13 protein-coding genes are annotated in these 16630 nt (G+C 66.4%); 4 read left to right on the top strand and 9 right to left on the bottom strand.

The window, feature by feature from the left end; translation table 11 throughout:
- Positions 1-303 precede the first annotated feature (303 nt).
- The gene (locus RT91_RS12045; protein WP_035187466.1) at positions 304-3573 is read left to right on the top strand and encodes a glycosyltransferase; all 3270 of its coding nucleotides are present in this window, start codon (positions 304-306) and stop codon (positions 3571-3573) included.
- A 25-nt stretch (positions 3574-3598) separates the two neighbouring features.
- Here the strand turns inward: RT91_RS12045 and RT91_RS12050 are convergent, their stop codons facing one another.
- The 8 genes from RT91_RS12050 to RT91_RS12085 all read right to left on the bottom strand — a co-directional run bounded on the left by RT91_RS12050 (position 3599) and on the right by RT91_RS12085 (position 12041).
- Entirely contained in the window at positions 3599-4567 is a 969-nt protein-coding gene (locus RT91_RS12050; RefSeq protein WP_035187468.1) for an L-threonylcarbamoyladenylate synthase, read from the bottom strand.
- On the bottom strand, positions 4564-4986 hold the full coding sequence (rbfA, locus tag RT91_RS12055; protein WP_011941368.1) for a 30S ribosome-binding factor RbfA: 423 nt from the start codon (positions 4984-4986) through the stop codon (positions 4564-4566). The genes RT91_RS12050 and rbfA overlap by 4 nt, the downstream gene beginning before the upstream one ends.
- On the bottom strand, positions 4956-7619 hold the full coding sequence (gene infB / locus RT91_RS12060) for a translation initiation factor IF-2 (RefSeq protein ID WP_011941367.1): 2664 nt from the start codon (positions 7617-7619) through the stop codon (positions 4956-4958). The genes rbfA and infB overlap by 31 nt, the downstream gene beginning before the upstream one ends.
- A gap of 16 nt (positions 7620-7635) precedes the next feature.
- The gene (locus RT91_RS12065; RefSeq protein ID WP_240314279.1) at positions 7636-8298 is read right to left on the bottom strand and encodes a DUF448 domain-containing protein; all 663 of its coding nucleotides are present in this window, start codon (positions 8296-8298) and stop codon (positions 7636-7638) included.
- 70 nt (positions 8299-8368) lie between these two features.
- Complete coding sequence (gene nusA, locus RT91_RS12070) at positions 8369-9883, bottom strand: transcription termination factor NusA (RefSeq protein WP_035187469.1); 1515 nt, start codon at positions 9881-9883, stop codon at positions 8369-8371.
- 31 nt (positions 9884-9914) lie between these two features.
- Positions 9915-10439: a ribosome maturation factor RimP gene (gene rimP, locus RT91_RS12075; RefSeq protein ID WP_007423547.1), complete on the bottom strand. Its 525-nt coding sequence runs from the start codon at positions 10437-10439 to the stop codon at positions 9915-9917.
- 137 nt (positions 10440-10576) lie between these two features.
- Complete coding sequence (locus RT91_RS12080) at positions 10577-11203, bottom strand: phospholipid-binding protein MlaC (protein ID WP_013639262.1); 627 nt, start codon at positions 11201-11203, stop codon at positions 10577-10579.
- Positions 11204-11240: 37 nt separating this feature from the next.
- Positions 11241-12041, bottom strand: a complete 801-nt coding sequence (locus tag RT91_RS12085; RefSeq protein ID WP_007423549.1) for a VacJ family lipoprotein — start codon at positions 12039-12041, stop codon at positions 11241-11243.
- A gap of 226 nt (positions 12042-12267) precedes the next feature.
- On the opposite strand from RT91_RS12085, the gene metF reads away from it, so the two are divergent.
- Genes metF through RT91_RS12100 form a run of 3 tightly spaced genes read left to right on the top strand, consistent with a single transcriptional unit; the run spans position 12268 to position 16300 of the window.
- Positions 12268-13200: a methylenetetrahydrofolate reductase [NAD(P)H] gene (gene metF / locus RT91_RS12090; RefSeq protein WP_007423550.1), complete on the top strand. Its 933-nt coding sequence runs from the start codon at positions 12268-12270 to the stop codon at positions 13198-13200.
- The gene (locus RT91_RS12095; RefSeq protein ID WP_035187470.1) at positions 13197-15383 is read left to right on the top strand and encodes an ATP-dependent helicase; all 2187 of its coding nucleotides are present in this window, start codon (positions 13197-13199) and stop codon (positions 15381-15383) included. The genes metF and RT91_RS12095 overlap by 4 nt, the downstream gene beginning before the upstream one ends.
- The gene (locus RT91_RS12100; RefSeq protein ID WP_035187471.1) at positions 15383-16300 is read left to right on the top strand and encodes a 50S ribosomal protein L11 methyltransferase; all 918 of its coding nucleotides are present in this window, start codon (positions 15383-15385) and stop codon (positions 16298-16300) included. Before RT91_RS12095 ends, RT91_RS12100 begins: the two co-directional genes overlap by 1 nt.
- Before the next feature lie 45 nt (positions 16301-16345).
- Here the strand turns inward: RT91_RS12100 and RT91_RS12105 are convergent, their stop codons facing one another.
- Complete coding sequence (locus RT91_RS12105) at positions 16346-16567, bottom strand: DUF1127 domain-containing protein (RefSeq protein ID WP_007422007.1); 222 nt, start codon at positions 16565-16567, stop codon at positions 16346-16348.
- Positions 16568-16630 lie beyond the last annotated feature (63 nt).

The following is a 16630-nucleotide window of genomic DNA, read 5'->3' on the forward strand; positions in this document are numbered from 1 at the left end:
ACGTCTTGTGCGTCTTACCCTGAGCGGATTGGCGGATCGGGTACGGGCCATGCCGAGGCTGCGCGCACTCGCAATCAACATCTTGCGACACTTTCCATGGCTGGATCGGGTTCTGCGCGCGGCTTTGCGGCCGACGCCCCCCGGCTCTCCCCGTCCCCGCGGACAGATGCGGGCCCATGCGGCTCGATCGCGGCTGGCTAGGGCTCGTCATGCGGATCCCGACCTGCCGCTAACGGCGGCGAAGATCTACGCTCAACTCCTTCGCGCCAGCCTCAATGAAGACGAAACGGCCAGGATACGCTGATGCGCATCGTCATTGATGTGCAAGGAGCCCAGACGAGCGGCAGCGCGTTTCGCGGAATCGGGCGCTACACGATGGGTTTGGCCCAAGGCATCGCACGCTGGCGCGGGCCTCATGACGTCATTATCGCTGCCAGTGATGCCTTTCCCGAATCGCTGCCGCTGCTTCGGGCGACCTTCGCGCCACTCCTGCCGCCAGGACAATTTCGCGTCTGGCAATGCCCGAGAGGGATCAGCGCGGCAGATGACACCAATCATGCGCGGAGACGGGCAGCCGCATGCGTCCGGGAAGCCTATCTCGCCGCGCTTCGGCCGGATGTCGTTCTGGTTTCCAGTCTCTTCGAGGGCCTGATCGACGACGCCGTCGCCAGCATCGGCACCTTGCACGACATTCCGACGGCTGCGGTGCTTTATGACCTGATCCCGCTCATCCACCGCGAAACTTATCTTTCGCATCATGCCGTGATAGAAAAATGGTACGAAGCCCAGCTGGACCATCTGCGGCGCGCAGATCTGCTGCTGGCTATTTCAGCATCCAGCTCAAAGGAAGCAAAAGACCACCTCGGCTTTCCGGCGGGTCAGACGGTCAATATCGGCGCAGCTGCGGATCCGCAATTCCATCGGCGAAATCTGCCTCTTTCCACTCTGGATACGGTGCGGGCACGCTACGGTCTCAACCTGCCGTTCGTGATGTACACCGGAGGAATCGATCATCGCAAGAATCTCGATCGGCTCGTTACCGCTTTCGCCCGACTCCCCGCGCACCTACGTGAAGCCCATCAGCTTGCCATCGTCTGCAAGGCGGATGATGACGCACAAGACCGGCTGAGAACTCTCGCTCGACGCGAAGGGCTTGGCGCCTCGACGCTGATGTTCACCGGCTTCGTGCCCGAGGACGACCTCATCCACCTCTATCACGCCTGCACCGCCTTCGTATTTCCGAGTTGGCATGAAGGCTTCGGGTTGCCCGCGCTGGAAGCGATGGCCTGTGGCGCGCCGGTGATTGCCAGCAACGCATCGAGCCTACCGGAAGTGGTGGGCCTGGACGAAGCCCTGTTCAATCCGCTGAATCCGGACTCAATTGCGAACAGTCTCCAACAGGTTCTGGAGGATCGGAGGTTCCGGGAACGACTTGTCTCCCATGGCCTTGAGCAAGCCACCCGTTTTTCCTGGGACATCACGGCGCAACGCGCGGTGAAAGCTCTCGAAGCGCTCCATTTGCGCCATGCGCTGCTGCCGCAAAGGCGCCGCACGCAAACGCCCCGCCCAAAACTGGCCTACATCTCGCCTCTGCCGCCAGAACAGAGCGGAATCAGCGATTACAGTGCCGAGCTGATTCCCGAACTGTCACGCTTCTATGAAATCGAGATCATCGCCAGTCGGCCGGATATCGGGCCCGAATGGCTCCGCAGCCAATTCCCGATCCGCTCGCCCGACTGGCTGAGCGCCAACCCCTCGTCCTACGACCGGGTCCTGTACCAGTTCGGGAACTCGGCATTTCATCAGCACATGTTCGACCTTCTGCGAGAAGTCCCCGGCGTGGTAACGCTGCACGATTTCTTCCTGTCAGGCGTCGCCTGGTGGATGGAAGGCGATGTCGGCCGCGCCGGCCATCTGGCAAGGGCGCTCTATCGAAGCCACGGTTACGCGGCTGCAGAACAGCGCTACAAGCGCGGGGACATCAATTCGGTCATCTGGGACTTTCCGTGCAACGCGGACGTGCTTTCGGATGCAATTGGAATCATCGTTCACGGCCCCAATGCGGTGCGCCTCGCCAGACAGTGGTACGGCCCCGACACGGCACGAGATTGGGCGATCATCCCCCTCCTCCGTGCACCCGCTTTTGGGTTTCATCGATCGGAGGCACGAAGGCGGATCGGATTGCCCGAAGATGCGATGCTGACCTGCAGCTTCGGCGGCCTTAACGCGACCAAGCTGAACCACGTCACGCTCGAAGCCTGGCTCGCCTCGGCACATGCCGATCGTCCCGACGCCTATCTCGCTTTCGTCGGCGGCCATTCCAACGACGATTATGGCCGCGCCCTGCTTGCGACAGCAAGGAACAGCCGGGCCGCGGAACGGATTCTCATCACCGGCTGGACCGATCAATCGACATATCGCGACTATCTCGCCGCTGCCGATATCGCGGTGCAACTACGCACGTTGTCGCGCGGGGAAACCTCCGCGGCCGTTCTTGACTGTATGAATTATGGTGTGGCCACGATCGTCAACGCAAACGGTTCGATGGCGGACCTCCCGGCGGACACGGTCTGGAAGCTGCCGGACAAATTCGAGCGTGCTCAACTGGCCGCCGTTCTGGACGTTCTGGCGCGTGATACCGGGAAACGCAAAGCCCTGGGCCAGCGCGCGCGCGAACGCATCCTCAGGACGCACGCTCCGCGCGCATGCGCGGCCGCCTATCACGAAGCGATCGAGGTTGCCTATCGGCAGGCAGATGCAACAACCCGCGGTGCGATCAGTTCCATCGGCCGATCCGCTTCGGGACTGACCGCGGCCGACCTCGCGCAGATCTCGGGCTGCCTCGCGCAGAACGGAGCCCAGCCCATCACTCGCCAATTCCTGGTGGATGTGTCCGGTCTGCTCGCACCAGATTCGAAAGACCGAATTCAATCATCGCCCCGGGAACTTCTGCTCGAACTGTTGCGGAGGCCACCGGCGGGATTTCGCGTGGAGCCCGTCCATGCCTCGGTGAAGGTCAACGGCTATCGCTACGCCAGGCGCTGGACAATGAACCTTCTCGGCGTCCCGTCTGAGGGATTCGAGGATGAACCGGTGGACGCGCACGCGGGCGACGTTTTTCTGGCGCTGTATCCGAGCCACCGCGCCGGTTCTGGGCAAGCCGACCTATACCGGCGCTGGCGAACGCTCGGCGTCCGGACAGCTTTTATCATCGACGACCAGCCGCCCGCACGCGTGCCCAGGCAGGTTTCGCACGATGGCGAAAAGCCCTGCACCGACTGGCTCGAAATCGTCGCGGAGGCGGATAACGCGCTTTGCGTCTCCCGATCCGTGGCCGACGATTTCCGTGCCTGGCTGGATGAACAAGGAGCGCGGCGGTCCATGCCCATCGAGATCGGCTGCATCCACCGCGGCGGCGATGTCAATAACACCGCGCCGAGCAGGGACATGCCTGCTGCACGAATAGCCGCGACCTGTACGCTGACCTTGACGGAAAGCGTCGACATGCTGGTGCAGGCGCTCGGCCTTCCTCCCCGGCAGTCAGCCCTCCCCGGCGGCACAGCAACCGTCTGATCGATGCGTCCCGCGCTCGCCCCTGTCAGGACCGGGGGGCTGCCGCCCGCGCCAGACGATCGTTGATCGCCGCACCCAGTCCACGTTCCGGAACGCGCGCCACCGCGATGCGTTGAAGCCCGGCCAGCCCGGCTGCGGCATCCAACTCATGCAAGGAGTCAAACAGGCGGGCGGCAGCCTCGACCAGATCGCCGGCTGGAGAAAGATTGCGCGACACCGGCGGCAGCGCTGGCGGCTCGACGCCGAAACCAAGCCATGCCTCGCCGTCTTCCGGCGCGGTGGCTCCAAGCCGCATCGGCAACACGGGCGCATAATGCGAGGCGAGCATCCCCGGCGCCTTTACCGCCGCACCCATCTCGGATGCGATCGAGACTGGACCTAGCACGGCCTCCAGCGCCTCGCGGGAAATTCCGCCTGGGCGCAGGAGCACTGGCGTTGCCCCGGTAAGATCGACGATGGCGGATTCGAGTCCGACCTCACAGGCGCCGGATTCGAGGATCGCGGCAATTCGCCCCTCGAGGCCTGCGATAACGTGCGCCGGGCGGGTCGGGCTGAGCCGTCCTGACCGGTTTGCCGATGGCGCTGCTACAGGCCGACCGGTCGCGGCGAGAAGCGCCCGGGCGATCCCGTGGCCAGGCACGCGCACGGCGACAGAGGATAGACCCGCCGTCGCCAGCGCCGCGATATCGCTCTCACCCCGTCGCGGCAAGACCAGCGTCAACGGACCAGGCCAGAAGGCTTGAGCGGCTTCGCGCGCCCGCGCATCTGCGGCAGCGTGGCGGAATGCCGCATCGGCGTCGGGGAAATGGCTGATCAGCGGGTTGAACCGCGGCCGCCCTTTGGCCTCGTAGATCGCGGCGACGGCGCTGGCATTGGTGGCATCTGCACCAAGGCCGTATACCGTCTCGGTTGCGAAGGCCACCAGTTCGCCGGCCCGGAGCAGTTCGGCGGCGTGCGCGATTCCGGCCGCGTCTGCGGCAAGCCGCTCGGTCATTCCTCGTCCGGCTTCAGAAGATCCCGCATTACTTCGGGCCGATGCAGAAGCTCGTTGATCCGCGTCGCTTCATCGAGGGCATGGTCTGGCTGGAAATGCAGATCCGGCACGAACTTCATCCGTAGCCCATGGCCGATCTCGCCGCGCAGGAACGGTGCGATCCGTTTCAAGGCCGGAAGATACCGATCGATATCGGTCGCGCCGAGTCGCGAGACAAACACCGTGGCGTGCTTGAGATCTGGGCTCATCCGGACCTCGGCCACCGTGATATGCACACCGGCAAGCTCGGGATCACGGAATTCGGTGCGGGCGAAGAGTTCGGCGAGCCGGTGGCGGAGATCCTCCGCCACCCGGCGCTGCCGCTGCGAGGGGCCTTCCGCGCCGCCCCTTACGCCGGAACGGTTTCGGTCTCGTAGCATTCGACCACGTCGCCTTCACGAAGATCCGAGAAGCCGGCGAAGGACAGGCCGCACTCATAGCCGCGCGCAACCTCGCGGACGTCGTCCTTGAACCGCTTCAACTGCGACAGCTCGCCCTGGTGGATGACGACACCTTCCCGCAGCAGGCGGACGCCGGCGCCGCGCTTGACCAGGCCTTCCGTGACATAGCACCCGGCCACCTTGCCGACCTTGGTGATGTTGAACACCTGGCGGATCTCGGCATAGCCAAGGAACTTCTCGCGCTCGATCGGCGCGAGCTTGCCCTTCACCATCGTCTCGATGTCATCCGACACCTGATAGATGATGCTGTAGTAGCGGATATCCACGCCGTCGCGGCTGGCCAGCGTGCGGGCCTGGGCATTGGCGCGCACGTTGAACGCGACGATGATCGCATCCGATGCCTTTGCAAGCTGAACATCGCTCTCCGTGATCTGACCGACGCCGGCGAGCAGCACGCGCACGCGCACCTCGTCATTGCCGAGCTTCTGCACGGTCGCCTGGATGGCCTCGGCACTACCCTGCACGTCGGCCTTGATGACAAGCGCCACTTCCTTCTGCTCGCCGGCCTGGATGCGGGCGAGCATCTGGTCGAGCGTGCCACGGGCCGCGGCACCCGCCGCCGCCGCGTGCTCGCGCAGCTTGCGCTGGCGGAACTCGGCGATTTCGCGGGCACGCCCTTCGTTCTCGACGACCACGAACACCTCGCCCGCTCCCGGCACGCCGGAGAGGCCGAGGATCTCGACCGGCGTCGAGGGGCCCGCGTCCTTGAGGGGTTGTCCATGATCGTCGAGCATGGCGCGCACACGGCCCTGCTCTGTGCCGGCCACGACGATGTCGCCCTGGCGCAACGTGCCTTTCTGGACGAGCACGGTCGCTACCGGCCCGCGGCCGCGATCCAGACTCGACTCGATCACGGCACCTTCTGCCGAGCGGTTCGGATTGGCCTTGAGATCAAGCAGTTCGGCCTGCAGCAGGATTGCCTCCTGCAGCGCGTCGAGCCCCTGCCGCTTCAGCGCCGAAACCTCGACATCCTGCGTCTCGCCGCCCATCGCCTCGACGGCGATATCGTATTGCAACAATTCGCTGCGCACACGATTGGGGTTGGCGTCCGGCCGGTCGATCTTGTTGATGGCGACAATGATGGGCACGTTCGCCGCCTTGGCGTGGCGGATCGCCTCGACGGTCTGCGGCATCACGCCGTCATCCGCGGCAACCACGAGGATGACGATATCGGTGACCGACGCGCCGCGGGCGCGCATCGCGGTGAAGGCTTCGTGGCCCGGCGTGTCGATGAACGTCATCTTCGCGCCGGATTCGAGCGTCACCTGATAGGCGCCGATATGCTGGGTAATGCCGCCCGCCTCACGGGCGGCAACGTCGGTCGAGCGAAGGGCGTCGAGCAGGCTGGTCTTGCCGTGGTCGACATGGCCCATGATGGTGACGACCGGCGGCCTCACCTTCAGATCCGTCTCGGAATCTTCCTGCCCCTCGAGCCCGAGTTCCACATCGGATTCGGAGACGCGCTTCGACCGGTGCCCGAATTCCTCGACCACAAGTTCCGCGGTATCGGCATCGATGGTCTGGGTGGCCGTGGCCATCACGCCGAGTTTCATCAGCGACTTGACGACCTCGGGCACGCGGGCGGCCATGCGGTTCGCCAGTTCCTGCACGGTAATCGTCTCCGGCAGGACCACCTCGCGAACGACACGGACCTGATCCGAGCGCAGGCGTTCGAGTTCCGCCTGGCGGCGCTCGCGGTCGCGCTGCCGGCGAACCGACGCCAGCGAGCGAACCCGCTCGTCATCTCCCGACAGGGCGGCCTGGACATCGATGCGGGCGCCGCGGCGGCGATCGTCCCCCACCTTCTTGGGCGCGGGCACGGAGGGCTTGCGACTGGGCGCGGCACCGCTGCCGGGACGGCGCGCGGGGCGGGACGCTTCCTCTTCCTCGTCGCGCCCGGTGCGGGCGGCACGCAGGCGCAGCGTTTCCGATGCCGAGGTGGCGGGGGGTACAGGCGCCGTGCGACGGGCCGGAGCTGCGCCCGGACGAGCCGGAGCCGCGGTCGGGGCAGGCATCGCGGCCCGAGGGGACGCAGCAGCCGCTGGCGCCGGCGGAGCGGCCGTTGCCTGCGAGGCCTCCGCGGCCCTGCGGCGCTCGGCTTCCTCCTCCTCGCGGCGGCGCGCCTCTTCCTCGGCGCGCAGGCGCTCGGCCTCCTCGGCGGCGCGAGCCTCTTCTTCGGCCTTGCGCCGTGCCTCTTCAGCCGCGGACAGGATCGAGATCTTCTCCTGCTCACGCCGCTCGGCCTCGAGGCGCGCGGCCTCACGCTGCTGCTCGACCACCGCCCGCTGGCGCGCGGCCTGCTCGGCTGCGGTCAGGCCACGAGGCGCAGCTGCACCGCCGGAGGCGCGCGACGGCGCCGACGGGCGTCCCGTCTCGGCACCAGCGGCGCCACCCCGCTTCTTCCGCACCTCGACCTGGACAACCTTCGAGCGCCCATGACTGAAGCTCTGCCGGACCGAACCGGCATCGACGGTCCGCCCCAGTTCGCCCCGGTTCACCGGCCGCAGCGAGAGCCGCCCTTTGGTTTCGCCTTGATCCTGCTCGTCGCTCATTCAATCCGGTCCGTAATCAATTCTGTGTCTTCGTCTGAGTCATATCTGCGGGCGGTCGAGCCTCGCGACCACCCAGGTCGGCGTTCTCTCTGCCCGCTCCCTGCGGAGCTTGCAATCGTCTGGCCGAAGGTTCTGCGCCCAGCACCCCTGCGAGGCGGAGGGAATCGGCCTCGATCATGCCGGCCAGGCGCCCAGGCCCGATAGCCACATGCACCACACGGTCACGGCCGAACACGGCTCCCAGCCGAGCCGCCGAAATCGGCCTCACCACATTTGTCTTGCGGTGCTGGATCAACCGATCCTGCTCGGCCAGGCTACCATCCGCCGCCTCGACCAGCAGAGCGCATTGCCCGGCGGCTATTCTTTCCTTCACCTTCTCGAACCCGCAAACGGCATCGCCAGCGCGGCGCGCCAGGCCGAGAAGTTCCACAATCCGCTTTTCCAGCGCCCTGCCTGCAAGCTCCACGAGACCGGAAGGCAGAGCAATCCGCCGACCGGCAGCGCGGGAAAAGATATTGGCCTTCATCGCCTTTTCTATCACATCCCGCCGCGCACTCAACCACATGCCGCGACCGGGCAGGGTTGCAGCGACATCGAAGACGAGCGCTTCGGCCGCCACCGCCTCCGGCGCGACGACGAAGCGCAGCATCGCCTCGCGCTGCTGGCGCTCGCGCGTCACGAGACACCGGCGCAGCGGGCCGCTTTCGGCCGCCGCGTCATCGTCGGCGAGATCGGCGGAGAAATCCGGATCAGCCAGCGTCTTCCTCTCCCTCGAACCAGTGAGCGCGCGCCGCCATGATGATGGCATTCGCCGCGTCCTCGTCCATCGCATCGGCGCCGACGATCTCGATCAGTTCGTCAGAGGCAAGATCGGCAAGATCGTCCAGCGTCTTCACACCCTTCTCGCCGAGCGCCACCAGCATGGCAGGCGATAGCCCCTCCAGCCCGGCAAGATCATCGGCGACACCCAGCGCGCGCCGCTTGTCCTCAAGTTCGGTGGCCTTGCGCTCGAGCGCCACCTCGGCGCGGCGCTGCAGCTCGGCGGCGATCCCCTCATCGAATCCCTCGATCGCCGCAAGTTCCTCGACCGGCGTCGCGGCGAGATCCTCGACGCCCTCGAACCCTTCGGTGACCAGCAGGCCGGCGATCACGTCATCGACATCGAGCGCCTCGACGAACAGGCCGGAGCGGCGGCGGAACTCTTCCTGGCGCCGTTCGCTTTCCTCGGCCTCGGTCAAGATGTCGATATCCCAGCGGGTAAGCTGGCTGGCAAGGCGGACATTCTGGCCGCGCCGGCCGATCGCGAGCGAGAGCTGGGTGTCGGGCACGACGACCTCGACCTTGCCGGCCTCCTCGTCGAGCACCACCTTCGAGACCTCGGCCGGGGCGAGCGCGTTGACCACGAAGGTCGCCGGATTGGGGCTCCACGGAATGATGTCGATCTTTTCGCCCTGCAGTTCGGCCACCACCGCCTGCACGCGCGAGCCGCGCATGCCGACGCAGGCCCCGACCGGGTCGATGGAGGAATCGCGGCTGATCACCGCCATCTTGGCGCGCGAGCCAGGATCGCGGGCCACCGCCTTGATCTCGATGATCCCCTCGTAGATTTCCGGCACTTCCTGGGCGAAGAGCTTGGCGAGGAAGCCCGGATGGGTGCGTGAGAGAAAGATCTGCGGGCCGCGCGGTTCCTCGCGCACGTCGTAGATGAAGGCACGCACCCGGTCGCCATTGTGCAGGTTCTCGCGGGGAATCGTCTCGTCGCGCCGGAGCAGGGCTTCCGAGCGGCCGAGATCGACCATGAGGTTGCCGTATTCGGTGCGCTTGACCACGCCGGTGATGATCTCGCCGACACGGTCCTTGTATTCGTCGTACTGGCGCTTGCGCTCGTATTCGCGGACGCGCTGGACGATCACCTGCTTCGCCGTCTGCGCCGCGATGCGGCCGAAATCGATCGGCGGCAAAGGATCGACCAGATGCCCGCCGACTTCGATATCGGGCTTGAACTTGCGGGCGATATGGATCGGGATCTGGGTTTCCTCGTTCTCCACGGTCTCGACCGCTTCGGTCCAGCGCGAAAGGCGGACATCGCCGGTCTTGCGGTCGATCGTCGCCCGAATGTCCTTCTCGTGGCCATATTTGGCGCGACCGGCCTTCTGGATGGCCTGCTCCATCGCCTCAAGCACTTCCTCGCGATCGATCTGCTTTTCGCGGGCCACCGCATCGGCGACAAGAAGGAGTTCGGGGCGGGCTATGGCGGTGTCCATGGTCATCTCGCTCTGTTCACGGATGGGTTTGTCAGTTGGCGGCCGGCGGCGTTTCCGTCGCCTTGATCAGTTCCTCGGTCAGCACCAGCTTGGCGCGCCGGATATGGGCATGCGGCAAGTCGACCGTCTCGCCGGAATCGAGCTTGACGCGCGCCTGGGCCTCGTCGGCGCCAAGCACCGTGCCGGTCAGGCGCTTGCGGCCCGAGGCGGTCGGAACGTCGAGATCGATGCGGGCAAGATGGCCGGCATAGCGGTTCCAGTCCTTCACCCGGGTCAGCGGCCGGTCGATCCCGGCGGAACTGACTTCCAGCGTCCAGGCCGAGCTGATTGGATCGTCCACGTCGAGCACGGCGGAGACGAGATGGCTGATACGCTCGCAGTCGTCGAGCGAGAGCGGCGTCTGGTCGGCGCGATCGGCCATGATCTGCACCGTCGGCGTCTGCTTGCCCATGATGGCGACACGCACGAGCTCGTAGCCGATCGACTCGAGCCCGGGGGCGATCAGTTCGGCGATGCGGCCTTCAAGGCCGGTATGCTGGGGGCGGGTATCGTTCACGGGGAAACTCTCGGGGTATCCTGGCAACAAAAAAGGCGGCCGGTTAGGGCCACCTCCATCAGTCTGGAGATTTATTTGCACGATATATAGGACGGACGCCGCTCCCGGGCAAGAGCGGCGTCCGCGCCCCGTGTGGGTCAGCCAGCTTCCATCCGGGCGATCTGCTTCTTCATGGCGTCGAGCAGGGCGCTCACCTGGCCGCCATTGTCGTTGATCACGCTCGAATAATCCGATCGTTCGGTAATCCTGAGCGAGGTTCCCTCGACCACGACATCGACGATCCGCGGCTTGCCGCCGACCGTATCAACCACCCACTGCACATCCGCCGGCGACTGGCCGGGCCGGGTGACCGTGGTCGACACCATCTCGCCCTCGGGCCCAGGCTTCGTGCCGTCGACAGCGAACTGGACGCCCTTGTAGGCGCGGATCTGGTTGGTGATGTTGTAGGCCAGCGTCTGGTGGAAAAGTCTGAGGTATTCCTGTTGTTGTGCCGGTGTCGCCACCCGCCAGTAGCGGCCGAGCACGAATCGGCCGATCTGGTCGACGGCGACGATACGGTCGACAAGCTCGCGCAGCTTGTCCGCCTTCACCTTGGTCGAGTCGGGACCATTGACGATCGCGACCAGATGGTCACCGGATTGCTTGATGAAATTCTGCGCCACCGAGGCGGCCGGCGCGGCAGCGAGGGCGGTTGCAGGCAGCGCGCCCAGAACCGGCAATACGGCGAACGCGCCGAGCAGAACCCGGCGAACGGAAGAAGCCATCAAAAAATCCTTTCTGCAGTGCGTCGTCTCGAATGCCCTACGGCGAGCCATAGGGGCGCGGTTTCATCGCTTCCCGTTCCTTCGCCGGATACCAGGCCGGCGGCGTCGCGATATCGCGCTCGTTGATTGTCCTCAACTGTGCGGCACGATGTTGGCGATAAAGGCTCCGGAATGTGGCATAGGGATCGAGCGACGACTTTTTGATATTGCTGATCGTGCCCAGCAGGTTTGCCCGTTTGTTCACAACGTCGAGCGCATCCGAGCTGTAATTGAAGATGGTCAGGCCGGTCGAGGGCGGGGCCGCGACCGTGGGCGTGAGAAAGAAGCCCGCAGGAAGGACGGAGGCATCGCGCACATCCGAGGGGCCGGCGAATGGCAGATAGAGATAGGGCCCCTCGGGCACGCCATACCCGGCGAGGGTCAGGCCGAGATCGGTGTAGACCCGCTTGTAACCTATGGCGCTCGCCGGGTCGAAAATGCCGCCGATCCCGACCGTCGAATTGACGATGAAGCGGACAAGCGTGGTGCCGGCGTCGCGCGGCTTGCCGGCGGCCATGAACTCAAGCAGTTCGGCTGGGCCGTCCATGTTTTGCATGAAATCGCTCACATGCTCCCGAATCGCCGGAGTCGTGATGTGGCTGTATCCGACAGCTACCGGGCGCAGCACGTAAGTGTCGAGCACGTTGTCGAAATGATAGAAGACCTTGTTGGCGGGCTTCAGCGGGTCGTTCTGCTGCTGATAGGCCTCGAACGCGGCCTTGTTGGAGCGCGGCGGCGGCGTCGCGCAGCCTGCAAGCAGAACGGACGCCGCAACCAACGGCAGGATCGATGTCTTCACGTTGCCTACAGGCCTCCTTTTTCGGCATCCTCTTATGGATGCCGCGTTGTCTTTTGCCGCAACGGCGCGCACGACGCTCCGGCAGGGCGTGTCCGAACGGAGCACACCCCCTATATCAAGCGGTATGTAGCGCAGCATCCGGAGCGATCAACAGCACGGCCCACCGGAGGCTGCCGGCCTTGCCACCGGCGGCGCTTGCTGCCACGAGACGCCCGAGGAGTTTCCGATGAGTCACACCCCGCCCCGCGCCGTCCTGGAACGCTGGCTGTCCGGTCCGCGCGTCGATCCGCTGCCAACGCCTGCGCTGCGCGCCCCGGCCCCGGCGATCTCGTTCGAATTCTTTCCGCCCAAGACCGAAACACTGGAAGCCCAGCTCTGGGCCTGCATTCGCCGGCTCGAACCGCTGGCGCCGCGCTTCGTCTCGATCACCTACGGCGCCGGCGGCTCGACCCAGGAGCGCACCCACGCCACCGTCACCCGCCTGGTGCGGGAGACCACCCTTGTTCCGGCAGCGCACCTGACCTGCGTCGGCGCCTCGCGCGGCGAGGTCGATGATGTCGCCCGCCGCTACTGGGATGCCGGCGTGCGCCACATCGTCGCCCTGCGCGGCGACCCGCCGGGCGGCACCGCCTATGCGCCGCATCCCGAGGGCTACGCCTATGCGGCCGATCTCGTCGCCGGGCTGCGCCGCGTCGCCGATTTCGAGATCTCGGTCGCCGCCTATCCCGAAACCCACACCCAGGCACCAAGCCCGCAGGCCGATCTCGACAATCTGAAGCGCAAGCTCGATGCCGGGGCGACGCGGGCGATCAGCCAGGTCTTCTTCGAGACCGGCCATTTCCTCGACTTTCTCGACCGCGCGCTGGCCGCCGGCATCACCGCGCCGATCATCCCCGGCATCATGCCGGTCTCCAATTTCGGGCAGGCGAAGCGGATCAGCGAGATGGCCGGCACCCATGTCCCCGCCTGGATGGGCGAGATGTTCGACGGGCTGGACGACGATGCCGAAACCCGCAAGATGGTCGCCGCGAGCATCGCCGCCGAGCAGGTCCGCACGCTGCAGGCCAACGGTATCGACGAGTTCCATTTCTACACCCTCAACCGCGCCGACCTCACCTACGCCATCGCGCGCATCCTGGGCGTGAAGCCGGCCAGGTGAGCGACTATCTCGACAGGCTGAACCCCGCCCAGCGCGAAGCCGTCGAGGCGGTGGACGGGCCGGTGCTGGTGCTTGCCGGTGCCGGCACCGGCAAGACCCGCGTGCTGACCACCCGCTTCGCCCATATCCTGCTGACGCGCCGCGCCTTTCCCAACCAGGTGCTCGCCGTCACCTTCACCAACAAGGCGGCGCGGGAGATGCGCGAGCGCGTCTCCGCCCTGCTCGGCGAGCCGGCGGAGGGGCTCTGGCTCGGCACCTTCCACGCCCTCGCGGCGCGGATGCTCCGCCGCCATGCCGAACTCGTCGGCCGCACGTCGAATTTCTCGATCCTCGACCCGGACGACCAGCTCCGCCTGCTCAAGCAGGTGATGGAAGCGCGACGGATGGACGTGAAGCGCTTCACCCCGCAGGGGCTGATGGGCACGATCCAGCGCTGGAAGGATCGCGGCCTGCTGCCGGACCAGGTGCCGCGCGAGCTCGATATCGACTGGGGGGCCGAATCCGCGCGCGACCTCTATGCCGCCTACCAGGAACGGCTGCATGCGCTAAACGCGATGGATTTCGGCGACCTGCTGATGCTCGCGACCGACCTGCTTAAGCGCGAGCCCGAGATCCTCGCGCAGTATCACCGCCGCTTCCGCTACATCCTGGTCGACGAATACCAGGACACCAACCTCGTCCAGTATTACTGGCTGCGCCTGCTCGCCCAGGCCTCGAAGAACATCTGCTGCGTGGGCGACGACGACCAGAGCATCTATTCCTGGCGCGGTGCGGAGATCGAGAACATCCTGCGCTTCGAGCAGGATTTCCCGGGTGCGAAAATCGTCAGGCTGGAGGCGAATTACCGCTCGACGGCGCCGATCCTGCGCGCCGCCTCGGCGCTGATCGCGCATAATGAAGGCCGGCTCGGCAAGACGCTGCATGCCGGGCGGAACGATGCCGAGGGCGAGAAGGTCGAGGTTCTCGCCTTCTGGGATTCGGACGAGGAAAGCCGCGCCGTCGCCAGCCGGATCGAAGGGCTGCGCGCCGACGGCCACAAGCTCGCCGAATGCGCGGTGCTGGTCCGCGCCGGCTTCCAGACCCGCGGCTTCGAGGAGCGCTTCATCACCATCGGCCTGCCCTATCGCATTGTCGGCGGCCTGCGCTTCTACGAGCGGGCGGAAATCCGCGACGCCATCGCCTATCTGCGGCTGCTGGCCCAGCCGGCGGACGACCTCGCTTTCGAGCGCATCGTCAACACGCCGAAACGCGGCCTGGGCGACACCGCGCTGCGCACCCTGCACGAGCGCGCCCGCGCCGATGGCGTCCCGCTCGCCGAGGCCGCGAGCCGCGTGGTCGCCGAAGGCGGGCTGCGCGGCAAGGCGCGGGACGGGCTGCGCACCCTGCTCGCCCAGTTCGCCGAATGGCGCGAGACCCTGCGGCTCGATGGCCATGTCGTCGCCCTTTCCACCCTGCTCGATGCCAGCGGCTACATCGCGATGTGGCAGGAGCAGAAAACCCCCGAGGCGGCCGGCCGGATCGAGAACCTGAAGGAGTTGGTCCGCGCCGTCGCCGAGTTCGAGACGCTCGGCGGCTTTCTCGAACATGTCGCCCTCGTGATGGACAACGACAATGAACCGGACGACGACAAGGTCGTGCTGATGACGCTGCACGCGGCGAAGGGGCTGGAGTTCGACACCGTGTTCCTCCCCGGCTGGGAAGAGGGCGTGTTCCCCAACCAGCGCGCGCTCGACGAGGGCGGCGGCCGCGCGCTGGAGGAGGAACGCCGCCTCGCCTATGTCGGCATCACCAGGGCGAAGCAGCGCGCCATCATCTCACACTGCGCCAACCGCCGGATCTACGCCAACTGGCAAAGCAGCGTGCCGTCCCGCTTCATCGAGGAACTGCCGGAGGATGCGATCCGTACCGGCGGCTCCGCGGCGCTTGAGCAGCGCAACGCACCGCCCGTCTTCGCCACCGCGCGCCCGCTGGTCGCCGCCCGGCGGGCGAGCGGCGAACACGCCGATGCCTGGGCCGCCACCCCGCGCCCGCCCCGCACCGACAGGATCACCGAAGGAACCCGCGTGTTTCACCAGAAATTCGGCTACGGCGTCGTGATCGACGCGGAAGACGACCGGCTCGACATCCGTTTCGACAATGCCGGCGAAAAACGCGTGCTCGACCGTTTCGTGGAGCGGGCGTGATGGCGCGGGGCGGCGTGGAAATGCTCGAGCGCGTCACCGTGACGGTGCCGGAGGAAGCGCTCGAATCCTTCGAGGCGGCGCTGGCGGCGTGCTGCCGCAGCGTCGGCTTCTTTCTCGACGAGGCGAACGGCACCTGGATCGTCGAGGGGCTGCGCGAGCCCGGCAGCGCGGATGGCGACCTCGCCGCCGCCCTGCTGCTGGCCGAGGCCGCGAGCGGCGTCAGCCCCGCGGTCGAGCGGGCGCTGGTGCCCGCCGGCGGCTGGCTCGCCCGCAGCTACGAGGGCTTCCCCGAGCAGCTGATCGGTCACCGCTTCGCCATACGCGGTACCCATGTCACTACACCGCTGGCGGCGGGGCGCATCACCGTCCTGCTCGATGCCGGCCTCGCCTTCGGCACCGGCGAACACGGCTCGACGCGCGGCTGCCTGCTGGCGTTGGAACGCCTCGCGAAACGGCGCGCGCCTGGCCGCATTCTCGATCTCGGCACCGGCTCGGGCATTCTCGCCATCACGGCAGCGAAAATCTGGGGAAAGCCGGTCCTCGCCACCGATATCGACCAGCGGGCGGTGCGGGTAGCCAGCGCCAACGCGGCGCTCAACGGCGTCGCCCCGCTGCTGCGAGTGATCGGCTCGGATGGCTGGTCGGCGCCGATGCTCGCCCGCCGCGCCCCGTACGATCTCGTCTTCGCCAACATCCTCGCCCGGCCGCTGGTCGCCATGGCGCATGAACTGTCAGCGCATCTTGCCCCCGGCGGCACCGCCATTCTCGCCGGCCTGCTCGGCCGCCAGGCGCGCTGGGTGATGTCGGCGCATCGCCGCCACGGCCTCGTCCTCAAGGGCCGGATCGACGATGGCGAATGGACCACCCTCATCCTCGGCAAGGGGCGCGCGACCCCGGATGGCAAAAACCCGGGCTGACGATGATCGTCAGCCCGGGTTCTTCTTGCCATCCACCGTCAGACGTCAGATCGGACGCTGATAGGTTCCGTTCACCACGGCGCGAATATCGGCCCGGCTGATGCCGAGATCGGCGAGTTCGCGATCGCTCAGGCTCTGCAGTTCGCGGTAGGCCTCACGCGCCGCACGGCGCTCGGCGAACCAGGCGCTAACGCGGGCGAAGCTGTTTGCCGCCCGACGGGCGCTGTCGGCGAGAGCCGCATCGATTGCCGCGGCGTGAGCCGCCATGGAGTTGGCAACCGGGAGGGAATGTTTGTTATGGGTCGTGGAAGACATGATACTTCACCATCG

Source organism: Acidiphilium sp. JA12-A1 (assembly GCF_000724705.2).
GTDB lineage: Bacteria > Pseudomonadota > Alphaproteobacteria > Acetobacterales > Acetobacteraceae > Acidiphilium > Acidiphilium multivorum.

What these genes read in the sequence shown, in the direction of transcription:
- RT91_RS12050 (WP_035187468.1), bottom strand. Translation starts at nt 4,567, where the DNA reads ATGACCGAGCGGCTTGCCGCAGACGCGGCCGGAATCGCGCACGCCGCC.
- nusA (WP_035187469.1), bottom strand. Translation starts at nt 9,883, where the DNA reads ATGGACACCGCCATAGCCCGCCCCGAACTCCTTCTTGTCGCCGATGCG.
- RT91_RS12105 (WP_007422007.1), bottom strand. Translation starts at nt 16,567, where the DNA reads ATGGCGGCTCACGCCGCGGCAATCGATGCGGCTCTCGCCGACAGCGCC.
- RT91_RS12045 (WP_035187466.1), top strand. Translation starts at nt 304, where the DNA reads ATGCGCATCGTCATTGATGTGCAAGGAGCCCAGACGAGCGGCAGCGCG.
- RT91_RS12100 (WP_035187471.1), top strand. Translation starts at nt 15,383, where the DNA reads ATGGCGCGGGGCGGCGTGGAAATGCTCGAGCGCGTCACCGTGACGGTG.
- RT91_RS12080 (WP_013639262.1), bottom strand. Translation starts at nt 11,203, where the DNA reads ATGGCTTCTTCCGTTCGCCGGGTTCTGCTCGGCGCGTTCGCCGTATTG.
- metF (WP_007423550.1), top strand. Translation starts at nt 12,268, where the DNA reads ATGAGTCACACCCCGCCCCGCGCCGTCCTGGAACGCTGGCTGTCCGGT.
- infB (WP_011941367.1), bottom strand. Translation starts at nt 7,619, where the DNA reads ATGAGCGACGAGCAGGATCAAGGCGAAACCAAAGGGCGGCTCTCGCTG.
- rbfA (WP_011941368.1), bottom strand. Translation starts at nt 4,986, where the DNA reads ATGCTACGAGACCGAAACCGTTCCGGCGTAAGGGGCGGCGCGGAAGGC.